Raw genomic sequence first — 12,726 nt, 5'->3', positions numbered from 1 at the left:
TCCAGATGGAATTTCTCTCACAATTACCGCGCGTTTTATTTTTTACCGGCAAAGGTGGTGTTGGCAAAACCAGTACCGCCTGCGCAACCGCCTTGCATCAAGCTAACTTAGGTGAAAAAGTCCTGCTCGTCAGCACTGATCCAGCCTCGAACATTGATGAAGTGTTAGAAACCCAGTTGGGTAGCACTCCAACAGCCGTTAACGGTGTAGACAAGTTGTTTGCCCTTAACATCGACCCTCGAGCAGCAGCGGCAGCATACCGCGCAAAAGCCATCGATCCTTATCGTGGTGTATTGCCTGATGCCGTTGTTGAAAATATGGAAGAGCAGCTTTCTGGTGCATGTACGTTGGAAATCGCCGCTTTTGATGCGTTTACCGAATTACTCGCAGACGAGAAAGCAACAGCAGGGTTTGACCGGGTTGTCTTTGATACTGCACCAACCGGCCATACGCTTCGCTTGCTGTCTCTGCCTAAAGCCTGGACGGGGTTTGTTGATGACAACTCTACCGGTACCTCTTGCCTTGGGCCGCTGGCTGCACTCGAGAAGCAGACCGAGCTTTATGCCAAAGCTGTTGAGTTACTGGCAGACGAGAGCCATACCCGACTGGTTCTGGTTACCCGCCCGGATCAAGCCGCATTGAAAGAAGCCGCTCGCAGTAGCGTTGAGCTACTGGACCTTGGTATAACCAACCAGCATCTTGTTATCAATGGCTTATTTACCGCAACGGATCAAACAGACTCTGTTGCCAATGCACTGGCACTGAGAGCTTCAGAAGCACTGGCAAAGATGCCGGAGCAACTGACTGAGCTACCTCAGACCATCATTCCGATGAAGGCAAACCCACCAATCGGCTTACAGGGATTGGCCTGTTTCTTTGAAGCTGAAGGTAACATTCAGCCAGTTCCGCAGGTGAACCTGTACGACAGTCACAGTGATGATCTTACCTCTTTCATTGACGACTTGGCAGAAAGTGGCCGCGGCGTAGTAATGACCATGGGTAAAGGTGGTGTAGGTAAAACATCTGTGGCAGCAATGATTGCCCGCCAACTGGCTGACAAAGGGCTGCCGGTGACATTGACGACTACCGACCCAGCAGCCCACGTTCAGGATGCAGCCGGACAAGTTCCTGGTAACTTGAATGTGGAACGTATCGACCCTGTGGCCGAGATTAAACGCTACAAAGAAGACGTGATCCGCGATGCGGGTGAACTCGATGCCGATGGTTTGGCATTGCTTGAAGAAGATCTCCGCTCACCATGCATTGAAGAAATAGCGGTATTCCAAGCTTTTGCCCGTACGGTTTACCAGGCAGATAACAGAATTACCGTTATCGATACCGCCCCGACCGGCCACACTATCTTGTTGCTAGATGCCGCGCAGAGCTATCACCGCGAGGTTCTCAAGCGTGGTGATGCCCACTCGGAAGAGGTGAGCGGCTTATTGCCAAGGTTGCGAGCCCCTGACTTTACCCGTTTGTTAATCTGCACTTTGCCAGAAGCGACACCTGTTCATGAGGCAGCTGATTTACAGCAAGATTTAGCACGCGCAGAGATCAAACCTGCGAGCTGGGTAGTGAATCAGTCACTTAACCCACTGACAGTGACTGATCCATTGCTAGTTGCCAAGCAATCACGCGAGTCGCAGTTTTTAACAGAGATTCGTTCCCAGCATGCCGAGCGTATGTTTGTTCTCCCATGGCAAGAACAAGGGTTGTAACTCCCAATTAGCTTTGCATACGTGTAAACCCTAAAAAAAGCAAAGGCCTTCAAAGCCTTTGCTTTTCCCTATCTCTACTCAACACTCACTTTACCGCTTTCTCTCGCTTTAAAAATCTCTTTAGCTAGAAACCGATAACCTCGCCCCCAAGGTCAGGGTTGTGATTGATTTTTTCTCCCAAAAATACGGTAAGCCTTGCTATTGGGATAATATTTGATGCTGCAACATTGATAAGATGATCGAGCTCTCAATTCCCACTAACAAAGTACGATTTCTGAAACGCTTATCAAACACGGTATAAACTTGGTATACAACAAGTTTGTTATTGGTACTGCTATGCTTTTGAAATCCCGCTTAATAGCCATGTTTAAAGGAATAAAGGTATGGCTGATCAAACGCATGATTTGGCGTATATTATTTATCGCCCTGTTTAGTACGGTTATCAATGCCGCTCAGTTCTATTTCTTCTACTCTCAAACTTTAGAAGTACTGGCGCAAGAATTATCTTTCCAGTTATTGCCTGAAGAATTTAATGCTGTCGCCCAATCTCTACCTTCAATGTATGAAGCCATGAACAATTGGCTGATATTACTGCTTTCCTTGCAGCTTGCATTAGCCACATGGGCAGGATGCTGGCTCAGTTATCGCCTTTACGGCCCTGTCGAGCGTATTCGCAATGCGCTAGTCGATATATCCATGGGAAAACTATCTTCAGAAATACAAATTCGCAAAGGAGATGAACTCACTGATATCGCGGAAGATATCAACGACAGTTCTGCGCGCATTCAAGTGATGGTGATGGGCATGAAGGAAAACCTCGCCGTACTGGAAAATTGTGACCTGCCCGAAGAGCACAATATCCATCTCGATACCATCCGCCATAACCTAGAATATTTCGAAACCCTAGAAATCGATTACGGGGACAAAAAAAAGTACAAAGCGGAGCGTGATGATGAGCCTGTGCTCTAACTCTCAAATGTCTATCAACCGTTTTATTGCTCTACTAATCACAATTTTCTTGTTGGGAAACTTCAGCAGCACTCGCGCCCAAACCCCAACGATCAATCAAACGATCGGTGAAGGCATACAACTAATTCAGCAGGGCCAGGTCAACGCAGCAAAGGTACGCTTAGCCAGCGCACGCCTGCCTGATAACGTCAATCCCTATCGTGGTGAAGCCTTGTTCTTGGCAGCCCGAATTGCTGAGTTCGAACACAATTGGCCGCAGGCCATGGCCTATTATCGCCAGTACCTGAGTGAGGACCCCTTCAGTGTGCACAGGCTAGAAGCCCGTGCTGCATTTGCCTTGCTACGAGCCTACCGCAATGATCCTCTTCTGCCTGATTTTCTGTACCTTATTCAATTGCGCGATCAGTATGCTATTTCGCAAATGCAGCAGGCGAGCTCTCGATTAATTGCGACCAACCCAAATCAACCACTGGCTATCAGAGGGCAAATTTTGATGGCTCACAGCCTATTAGAGCTTGCCCAACAGCCTGATAAAGCGTTGAACTTATACATGAGTGTCGCAAAGAAGACCGAAAGCCTAAATGCTGATTGGTATATTCAAGCCATGTTTGGGGCAGTATTTTCCGCACTCAGAACAAACCAGCCTGAAACAGCAATGGCATTATATAACCAACTCCAAGAAAAGCTGGACTCCAGTTGGGCAAGCCGGAATAGCCTGCTAGCCCTGAGTTGGCAACAGCGTGTAAATGCAATGACGTTTATGCTCAAGCTACAAGACAATGAATCCCCTCCCCCTGTTGAGCCCTTTCTATGGGGGATCGGCGCTAGACTCCTGCTGGATAACCCCGTAGGCAGCGGCAACCAGTTTGCTCCGATTTGGGATACGTTAACTCAACAAGAGTTAGCGGTTAAAAGCGTGACCCTTTGGATCACCCAAGAGAGTGATTGGCGCTGGTTACGCACAGATCTATTACGTGGTGCACATGCTAACGGTTATATTCCAATGATCAGTTATTGGTATTTTGGCGATAAAATCAGCCCTGATTATGTTCAAGCGAACCGCAGCCGTTATCTTGAGGAAATCCAAACCAAGCTGATCCCCTTATTGCGCGATCTACCGCAGGCATATTTGATCCTAGAACCTGAATTCAACAAACAAGGTATCGAGAGCTGGGAAGGTTGGGATCCTCTCATGCTAGAAGTGATTGCGCTCATTCGCGAAGGTGCACCACAGGTTAAAATCGGCCTTGGCTTGGGTGATTGGGATCAGCCAGGCAGCACCCCAAGCTATGCCAGCGCGCAAAAAAGCATTGAAGCTAGCGACTTTGTCGCTAGTATGTTGATGCTATCAAGTTACACCGAGCGAGTTCATTCCGCGCCAGATTGGTCGGCTTGGGTTCGCGCATTGCGTTTAGGTGAACGACTTCAACAGCGCTTCAATAAGCCTTGGATGCTGGCCTATCTATCCATTGCGTCCCAACCCAGCTGGGAAGCCCAGCAAGCCAATGAACTGCAAAAGTTGAATTATTACCTCCCCATGCTGCGTAAACTTGGCCTGTTTGCCTTGAACTGGTTCTCTCTTACCGATGAGCCTTTACAGCAAGGTTGGTTTGCCGATGCAGAACAGAGTTTTGGCCTTCTCGCTGCCGACTACCAAACCAAGGCCTCATTCAATGTTTACAAGAAACTGGTTAATAAAAACAACCACCTGATAGCCCCTCCGGCAATACTCAATTTTACTGTAGAGAAAACACCGGCACCAGTACTCACCCCCTTAACCATCCATGCCGAATTTTCCCATTGGGCGACTTGGCAAGTTGTTATTAAACAAGATGGTAAAGAGTGGATAACACAAGGGGTCGGAGACTCACTAATACTCGATTGGCATGGTCAAATGCTGCCAGAATGGGCGCATTCCGGTCCGGTCACAATCAGCCTTTCACTTAACGGGCAGGTCATTACGCATTCCCAGGCTTTGTGGGATGGAACATTGAGTCGCACATTTACCGTTAATGAAAGTATGAAGCTCAGTAAATGGCAGATATGGCAGAGGGAACCACCGGAAGAGCTTAACCCAACAATACTAGGCCAAGATACAAGCGGCGCTGTTGAGATTGTTTTAGCTAACACTTCGCCAAAGCAGGTGTCGCCACTTTACGTTGGCCTTATAGACAGTGACGGGTACTTGCAGACACTCTCCTCCTCTGGATATACCTACTCAAAGGGCAAAAACATTGCTATCAATATTCCCTTATCAGAGTTTAAATATTCTTGGGTAAAATATGAAAATGGCGTGCCAATATGGCGAAATAGCCCAACTGGAGCAATATCTATCGTGCTACAAAATAGTGCTCCCTCACCTATTTTTATTGAAGTAAATAAATTACGCGCTTTATTGCCTTAATCAAATCACTCTTAGTCCAATCAGCAATAAAAAAGGCAGGTATTTTACAATACCTGCCTACTCTTTATTTTTTTAATCTAAATATACTGACTAAATCAAAAATTATTCTACTTGCGGTAGCGTACCTTCGCCGTTAGACACAACAGCATCAATCTGAACTAGCGCATCCATTTCAATCTGAGAAACACCAACCACTGTACGAGCCGGTAGCTCGCCATTGAAGAAAGTGGTGTAAACCTCGTTGATTGCTTCGATGTCAGCAACATCTTTCAGGTGGATGTTGATTTTAACGATATCGTCCATAACGTGGTCAACACTTTCAACGATCGCTTTGATGTTCTTCAAGCACTGCTCTGCCTGCTCTTTGGCACCACCAGCAACGATAGCATTTGTTGCAACATCCACAGGCAACTGAGCAGCAATGTGGTTGTAGTGTGAGAACGCAACAGTTTGGGTGTGTAGCGCGTTACGTGGCGCAGCATCAGTATTGTTAGCACGAATAACGATATTGTGGCGATCTTCAACTTCTTGTGGTGGAGTACCGTCACCGTGAGAAACAGAAGCGTCGATTTGCACTAGCGCGCCCATAGGTAGTGCATCAGCTGCGATGATAGAACGTGCAGGTACGTAAGCGACGGTACGAGCAATAGATGAGTCAGGGAAGAAAGTTGAGTACACTTCGTTCACAGCATCAACATTAGCTAGATCACTTAGGTATAGGTTGATTTTTACGATGTCATCAAATGGTACATCGATGCTTTCAAGGATCGCTTTCATGTTCTTCAAACACTGAGCAGTTTGCTCCTTCACACCACCTTCAACGATAGCACCCGTTTTCGGGTCTACTGGCAGCTGAGCTGAGATATTGTTGTAGTGAGAGAAAGCAACAGTTTGAGTCGCTAATGGGTTTAGCGGTGCATTTTCAGTGTTGCGAGACAGTTTAACAAGCGGGCAAGGAGCTTGAGGAGCAGTACCCTCACCATTAGAAATTAGTGCATCCATCTGAACACGTGCATCGCTCATTGGTAGCGCTGCAACTTGAACCACTGTACGCGTTGGGATCAGGTTTTCAAAGAAAGTCGCGTAGACTTCGTCTACCGCTTCCATGTCTGCAATATCTTTAAGGAACACGTTGATTTTAACAACGTCGTCCATCACGTGATCGATGCTCTCTACAATCGCCTTGATGTTTGTTAGACACTGTTTCGCCTGCTCTTTGATATCGCCAACAACAATCTCACCTGTTTTAGGATCAACAGGAAGTTGTGCAGAGAAGTTATTGTAATGAGAGAAAGCCACTGTCTGAGTAGATACAGCGCTTAGAGGGGCATTTTCAGTGTTACGAGAAACTTTAATGATCGCATCAGTCATTTCTAATTATATCCTTTGATGTAGTACAGAAATAAATATCTATCTAAAGTAGATTTACTTTGAAGTGTTTTGAAAGTGAAGAGATAGTATGGGAAAAAATTCCGTTTAAATGTGACTCACATCAAAATATATTTTCACTAGCAGTTGACTATTGATAAGAATAATTAGTCATTTTACGACTAATTATCCACAAAAGTGATTATTTGCTGATTGCAGCTCTATTTTTTATTCAAATGATTCGAAAATAATGAATATAATCTCACGAGGTTAAAATCAAAAATTACCTTTTTTAAATCATTTTTGATATATTGTTCACAATAAATATATCCAAGTTGATATACGCCATGCTTTTCTATGTCGTTTATAGCGCTATTAATGAATAAAAACCCTCATTAAATTCCAGTTGAGAATAAAAATCACCGTTTCATACGCATACTTCTACATGAAATTTAAGCTAACGAGCCAAATGTTAAATTATTAACCAAAATGATAGGTGATTGTTAACACCTCAATGAAAGTAAAACTAATCAAGATATATAAAAAATAAAGGCCAAACACATATGTTGGCCTTTTTAAGAGCAAGCCTATTCAATAGTGGTTATAAACTATTGAAATGAGATATTTGATATCACAGATAAGTGATCAGAAGCGTAAATACCGTCTATGATTACATTCCGATATTCAAACGTGTTGACCGCTAATTTATCATTCACGAAAATGTAATCGATATCTTCCGGTTTCTCCTTGCCATAGCCTTGATAGGTAAAGACTTGATCTTTATTGCCATTGACGCCAGTAAATGGTTGTTTGGTGATCTCCCTGGCATCCTGATACAAATCTGTTAATGCTTTATAAGATGCAGTATCACTCCGCTCAAAATTCAGATCACCCAACACAATAACCGCATCGCCTGCGCCATTGGTGATCTCATCAGCTTTCTGGCTCAGCAGCTTGGCGCTCTCTTGCCTTGCCGTTTTCCCGATATGATCAAAGTGGGCATTGAACACAAGTACACGTTTGCCTGTTGCGATCTCTTCCAACCTAACCCAGGTAGTGATCCGGGTTAAATCTGCATCCCAGCCCACACTTGCGACGACTTGCGGGGTTTCTGACAACCAGAATGTACCCCCCCCCAGCTTCACATACTTATCATTGCGATAGAAAATCGGTACCGCTTCACCCTCTGCATTGCCGTCATCACGCCCTACCCCTACCCAGCTATATTCTGGTAGCTCACGAGCCAAATAGGCAATTTGATCACTGAAAGCCTCTTGTAACCCGGCGATATCTGTCTTCGCTACGATATCCACCACTATAGCCTTACGGTTATCCCACGTGTTGTTACCGTCGTATTCGCTGCCGATGACGCTGTCTTTATTATTGCGGATGTTGAATGACATCACATCGAAATCCGCTGCTATCGCCGGTAGACCAAGTGATATTAATAATGCCACTGCAATTTTGTTCATTATTAATTTTTCCATTAATGAAATTAAGAAGTGGCAGGGAAAGATGACCTTCCCTGCAACAAGAGAACATTAACCTTTGAGGTTTACTGTTTAATCTTTGAAACCTTTCCTGTTTCCAGATCCAATCGCTTCAAATCCACGATGGACCCTTTATCCAGGTTCAACTCGAAGTGATAGCTTGGCTCGCCATTAGCAAACTTGGTCAAGATGCCAAATAAGCCGCCAAAACGTTGTTTGAAAACATCGCCGAATTGGGTTGAATCCGTCACGGTCTGCTCAGCCAAGGTACTCGCCAAGAGTTCATATTGTGGCATCCGGTTTCGGTCAACGTCTTTGAAAGCCAATTCATCGGCGTTTCTCAAGCGGTAGAAATCGACAGCGAGATCGAAACCATTCCATTTTTCAAAGTCATCAAGCGATAGGCCATTCTCAGATGCTATCTGCTTGGCACTAGCCTCTGCCTGTTGCCATGCTTTAGAAAACGCGGGATCGTTTATGCCTGATGGGTCGAAGTTCACTGGATTTTCTTGACAAATTTCAATGGCATGGCGACCATTTGCCAGTTTCATGACTTGCTCTTGAGTTAACGGGCTGTCCAACTGGCTAAGAGTCAGCATCTGACGGCCGTCAAGTGCAAATACCATCTGTTTCAAGTCGCACGGCCATTCTTCCGGCAAGAAACGCATTCTTGTCAGCTCGGTAATATGCCAATTGGTAAACTCATAGTAATCCTTCGATGTCAGGACATCCTTGTTCCAAATTTCATCAGCCCCTTCGGCCTTGAGGTGTTTCCATTCCTTCTCATAATGCTCAAACAACTCATCGAAGCGCGGTACTTTGTCGAGTATCACCGTCTCGACTTCAACTTCGCTGTCCGATTTAAAGCTCAGCAATTTGTAGGCAGGAACATAGGCTGCCATCGACGGAGCCTGAACGTTAAATATGAAAGACCCATCATCATAGCGTTTCACACCGGTGTCATTGAAATGCATGTGGCCACCAATATGGAGCTTGATCCCCGTTTTAGCCAAAGCATGGCTAACATCCTCTTTCGGCGAGCGTGCTAATTGGAAGTTACCCGGACCAAAGATATCCTCTATGGTCTCCGCGGCGCCATTATAAAATTCCGTCATAGGAAAATGACTGAAAGCCACCAGCGTCTTGCCTTCGGCATTGGCCCTTTCAACAACGGTTTTCATCCATTCAATCACATGCTGTTTGTGAGTCAGCATCTTGTTGTAGCCGGCATTACCCGAGCCAGCGAAGTTCGAAGCCAATTCTGGCTGAGCAGTATCGGCGTCAGCATTTGGGATATACACGTTGGCATCGATTACCAGCAACCACAACCCTTCCACAGGCTCGACGAGGTAGCTAGTATCAGGAACCGTAAAACAAGCTGAATAGTTTGACTGTTTATACTCTCCCCCCGTCCCTTCGTGGCAAATCTCATACTGGCGCTGTTGATAGTTCGATTGGGCCAATGCCTTGTCGAAATCATATGTGACTTGGGTATAAGTTGAATATGGCGTTTCCCAATACACATTCGATGCCTGCGGAAAGAAACCAAAATCTCCCAACTCCGCCATCAAGCCTTCGTAGCCAAGTTCACGGATTTCTTCGGTACATACCGTTGGTAATTCATGGCCAGCATTAATGACAGCACTTTTTCCTTCGTAACCGGCACATTCATTGGCTCCTTTACTAAAAATACGCTGGGTCTTACCGTCTTTGCCGAGAAAGTCCTTCTCCCCGCTAGGCCTATCAAATGGGCGAACCGGGTCATGGTTACCGGGTGCGGCAAAGAACTCAATGCCATAAGTCTGGGCATAATGGTCGAGTATTTTTTTCAATCCTCGGATATGAACCGGTTGGCCGTCATCACTGAAATCACCCGGCAGAGCGATATACTTCACACCACGCCGCACGGCATCATCAAGCGCTGCCAGAAGGGCAAAGTAGTTTTCATTAAACAAGCGGGTCGAAGTCAGCTGGGCATGCATACTGCGGATAGTTGCATTCTGGCCACTATGGCTGTTTTTCAGGCCATCGAAACTGCCATCGGTAAAATCACCATATACATCATGGAAATGAATATCCGGCATGAAGGCGATTTGAACCTGATCCGCTGCCGAGGCCGTATTGAATGCCATTGCTGTAGCTATAGAAACGAGGAGCGCAACACTGCTTTTTCTGAACCTTTTCATTAAGGTATCTCCGTGAAGGGTCTTATTATTGGGCCCGAGTGATTTTGAATTTCGGTTTTGCTTCTTCTTGTTTTTTGGGTAGCTCTTCACCCTTGAAAACCAGCAATGAGCCAGCCGCGATGATGCCCGAGCCAACGGCAATTGCCAGCACATAAACCAGCCAGTTTTCAACGGCTAGCCAACCATAAAAACCAGAGATAGGTGCACGGTTTACAGCGCCTAACCCGACAGCCATAGCCGAGCCGACAGCTGAGCCGATCACGTTCACAACGATAATTTTCGGATTTGCCAGTGCGAATGGAATGGCACCTTCAGAGACACCTATGAGTCCCATTAAGGTTGATGCTTTACCTGCATCTTGTAGGGAATGTGGGAAACGCTGCTTCCAGATAAGTGTCGCGACGCCAATACCGATAGGCGGAATAATAATGGCGACCTGAGCGGCGGTGTTCGGATCATAGATCCCAGATGCAAGCATCGCCATCGCGGTTGTTACCGCCGCCTTGTTGATAGGACCACCGAGGTCAAAGCCGACCATACCACCAACGACTGCCGCCAGGACAATCTTGTTGCCATCAGACATGCTTAGTAGCCAGTTCTCCAATCCACGGTTCATGGCTGCAAGCGGATCACCAATGATGTACATCATGACGAGACAGGCAAGTAAGGTACCGCCTACGGGGATAATAAAAATGGGACCGGCAGATGCAACAGATTTAGGCAGCTTAACCTTGGTAACCAGCAACTTAACGATATAACCAGCAATAAAACCAGCCGCTAAGGCACCGAGGAAGCCTGTACCCATCTCTTTGGCTAACAAGCCGGCAACCATACCCGGAGCAATACCCGGTTTGTCTGCAATCGAGAAGGCGATATAGCCTGCGACAACCGGTAACATCAGGCTCAGTGCCAGCCCACCAAAGCCGTCAAAGGCATGGAAAAGTCGGACCAATGCATTGGCTGCTTCGGCGTGGCTTCCATCCCAAATATTGTCGATGCCATAGAATGACGCGCCGATACGGGCGATCCCCATGATCACTGCCCCGGCAATGATCAATGGCAGCATGTAGGAAACCCCGGTCATAATTGCGGTCTTAACTTCTGTTCCTACTGACTTTTCTTTTTTATTCATCGAAAACTTAGCCATTATTTATTTCCTCGCAAATTGCTTCGAAAACGGCATTTCCATGTTTAATTGGGTCTGCTACCGCACATTCCAAAATTGGTAAGGTTGAGAACCTGTCTTTTTTTGCAATCGCTACTTCAGCGGCAATAATACAACCGTCTGCGCGTGCAATATCTTCCTCTGTTATTTCGTTTTCAATCCCCAAGCTACCCTGGGTTTCGACTTTTACTTCATGTCCTAATTCTTTTCCAACCATTGCCAGTGATTCTGCCGCCATATAAGTATGTGCGACACCTGTTGGACAAGCCGCTACACAAACAAAATACATAATTAACCTCGTTGATTTTCACTTGGATAAAATAGAAAAAGCACAGAAAAGACATAAGTGCTTTCTGTGCTTTTATTCGGTTCGTTTCTTGCTTTGTATCTAGAACAGTTTCTAGACGTAAAGCGAGTTTATTTTCTTGATAGTTTTGATGAGAGGTAGAACGAAGAGACAAGCAAGTGGTGAGGGTGAAAAGTTGCAAGTACGCGGCTGCTGGATCACCCATATTGCGCTGACAAGACAACATCTGTGCAATAGAAGAGTTCACACAACCGTGAGATAGCAGATTAAAATCAGCAACTTGAATATTCAAGCGTGATTGCATTTCTGCTAACACAAGTAGCTCACGAACAGGCTTTTTACCCGACTTACGGAATGATAAACGATCAGTCACCGTATCCCACATTCCACTCCACTGCTTAGCTATTGTATCTAACTCATCAGTTTTGTTTTCATCAGACCGATTCAACTTCTCTAATTCAGGTGTTAGCGCTAGGCTAATATTTTCAAGCATAGTAAGCATGGAAAAGAGAGCATCTTTTCCCTTAACTACCACTATGCTGAAAAACAATACCAAACGAAGCATTGATATCACCTAATCAAATAAAAGTTAACGAACTAATCCTAACAGTAATAATCTTATATCGTCTAAGACAAAGATCACATTAACAGGAGTATGTAGAAATCAATCAATTTTTATATAGAAGATACTTAAGATAGATACCTTATTTTTATAAAATTAACATTAAGAGTAAAGATTATTAAATCGCTGTATTTCCTTCAGATTTAGACTTTAGCTTCATTAATAAAACAATACTTGAAAGAACCAAGGTAATACCATTGCCAAGCATAAGAGGCAGATCATGGGAGATTAATCCATAAATAAGCCAACATAAGATCCCAAACACAAACAAAACATACATAGCTAGCGAAATCCCTGCTGTATCTTTGGTCCTGATGGTATGCAGGACCTGGGGAAGAAATGACAGGGTTGTACATGCTGCCGCCAGGCTACCTAACATGGTGGGATGATCTATCATCAAAGGCAGCCCAATGGCCAATATTGTCATCACGACCAATACATTCAACGATATTACTTTCATTATTTTCAATCCAATACAGACCCTCAGGTATTTACCC

Annotated in this window: 10 protein-coding genes; 3 read left to right on the top strand and 7 right to left on the bottom strand. The window is 45.2% G+C overall.

Features of this window, described 5'->3' with window-relative positions; all coding sequences use genetic code 11:
• Positions 1–5 precede the first annotated feature (5 nt).
• From arsA to ACXAGQ_RS16555, 3 genes are all read left to right on the top strand, one after another.
• Entirely contained in the window at positions 6–1,718 is a 1,713-nt protein-coding gene (gene arsA / locus ACXAGQ_RS16565) for an arsenical pump-driving ATPase (RefSeq protein WP_475255307.1), read from the top strand.
• Positions 1,719–2,054: 336 nt separating this feature from the next.
• Positions 2,055–2,687: a hypothetical protein gene (locus ACXAGQ_RS16560; RefSeq protein ID WP_475255306.1), complete on the top strand. Its 633-nt coding sequence runs from the start codon at positions 2,055–2,057 to the stop codon at positions 2,685–2,687.
• Entirely contained in the window at positions 2,668–5,091 is a 2,424-nt protein-coding gene (locus tag ACXAGQ_RS16555) for a tetratricopeptide repeat protein (RefSeq protein WP_475255304.1), read from the top strand. The genes ACXAGQ_RS16560 and ACXAGQ_RS16555 overlap by 20 nt, the downstream gene beginning before the upstream one ends.
• 102 nt (positions 5,092–5,193) lie before the next feature.
• Here the strand turns inward: ACXAGQ_RS16555 and ACXAGQ_RS16550 are convergent, their stop codons facing one another.
• The 7 genes from ACXAGQ_RS16550 to ACXAGQ_RS16520 form a co-directional block, all read right to left on the bottom strand.
• Positions 5,194–6,462: a Rid family hydrolase gene (locus ACXAGQ_RS16550; protein ID WP_475255303.1), complete on the bottom strand. Its 1,269-nt coding sequence runs from the start codon at positions 6,460–6,462 to the stop codon at positions 5,194–5,196.
• 605 nt (positions 6,463–7,067) lie between these two features.
• Positions 7,068–7,931: an endonuclease/exonuclease/phosphatase family protein gene (locus ACXAGQ_RS16545; RefSeq protein WP_475255302.1), complete on the bottom strand. Its 864-nt coding sequence runs from the start codon at positions 7,929–7,931 to the stop codon at positions 7,068–7,070.
• Positions 7,932–8,014: 83 nt separating this feature from the next.
• Positions 8,015–10,135: a metallophosphoesterase gene (locus ACXAGQ_RS16540; RefSeq protein ID WP_475255301.1), complete on the bottom strand. Its 2,121-nt coding sequence runs from the start codon at positions 10,133–10,135 to the stop codon at positions 8,015–8,017.
• Between the two features lie 25 nt (positions 10,136–10,160).
• Entirely contained in the window at positions 10,161–11,282 is a 1,122-nt protein-coding gene (locus ACXAGQ_RS16535; RefSeq protein ID WP_475255300.1) for a PTS fructose transporter subunit IIC, read from the bottom strand.
• Positions 11,275–11,538: a PTS fructose transporter subunit IIB gene (locus tag ACXAGQ_RS16530; RefSeq protein WP_475255298.1), complete on the bottom strand. Its 264-nt coding sequence runs from the start codon at positions 11,536–11,538 to the stop codon at positions 11,275–11,277. Before ACXAGQ_RS16530 ends, ACXAGQ_RS16535 begins: the two co-directional genes overlap by 8 nt.
• A complete protein-coding gene (locus ACXAGQ_RS16525) occupies positions 11,492–12,172 on the bottom strand; it encodes a hypothetical protein (protein ID WP_475255297.1) in 681 nt (226 codons plus the stop codon). The genes ACXAGQ_RS16530 and ACXAGQ_RS16525 overlap by 47 nt, the downstream gene beginning before the upstream one ends.
• 175 nt (positions 12,173–12,347) lie before the next feature.
• Positions 12,348–12,689, bottom strand: a complete 342-nt coding sequence (locus ACXAGQ_RS16520) for a SemiSWEET transporter (RefSeq protein WP_475255296.1) — start codon at positions 12,687–12,689, stop codon at positions 12,348–12,350.
• Positions 12,690–12,726 lie beyond the last annotated feature (37 nt).

Source organism: Photobacterium sp. ABD4_091 (genome assembly GCF_056160145.1).
The sequence above is the reverse complement of the archived record's forward strand: the minus strand, read 5'-3'. Positions and strand labels throughout refer to the sequence as shown.

Excerpts from the sequence above, each read along its gene's own strand:
- ACXAGQ_RS16550 (WP_475255303.1), bottom strand. The coding sequence starts at position 6,462 with ATGACTGATGCGATCATTAAAGTTTCTCGTAACACTGAAAATGCCCCT.
- ACXAGQ_RS16555 (WP_475255304.1), top strand. The coding sequence starts at position 2,668 with ATGATGAGCCTGTGCTCTAACTCTCAAATGTCTATCAACCGTTTTATT.
- ACXAGQ_RS16545 (WP_475255302.1), bottom strand. The coding sequence starts at position 7,931 with ATGAACAAAATTGCAGTGGCATTATTAATATCACTTGGTCTACCGGCG.
- ACXAGQ_RS16520 (WP_475255296.1), bottom strand. The coding sequence starts at position 12,689 with ATGAAAGTAATATCGTTGAATGTATTGGTCGTGATGACAATATTGGCC.
- ACXAGQ_RS16530 (WP_475255298.1), bottom strand. The coding sequence starts at position 11,538 with ATGGCGGCAGAATCACTGGCAATGGTTGGAAAAGAATTAGGACATGAA.
- ACXAGQ_RS16525 (WP_475255297.1), bottom strand. The coding sequence starts at position 12,172 with ATGCTTCGTTTGGTATTGTTTTTCAGCATAGTGGTAGTTAAGGGAAAA.
- arsA (WP_475255307.1), top strand. The coding sequence starts at position 6 with ATGGAATTTCTCTCACAATTACCGCGCGTTTTATTTTTTACCGGCAAA.
- ACXAGQ_RS16560 (WP_475255306.1), top strand. The coding sequence starts at position 2,055 with ATGCTTTTGAAATCCCGCTTAATAGCCATGTTTAAAGGAATAAAGGTA.
- ACXAGQ_RS16540 (WP_475255301.1), bottom strand. The coding sequence starts at position 10,135 with ATGAAAAGGTTCAGAAAAAGCAGTGTTGCGCTCCTCGTTTCTATAGCT.
- ACXAGQ_RS16535 (WP_475255300.1), bottom strand. The coding sequence starts at position 11,282 with ATGGCTAAGTTTTCGATGAATAAAAAAGAAAAGTCAGTAGGAACAGAA.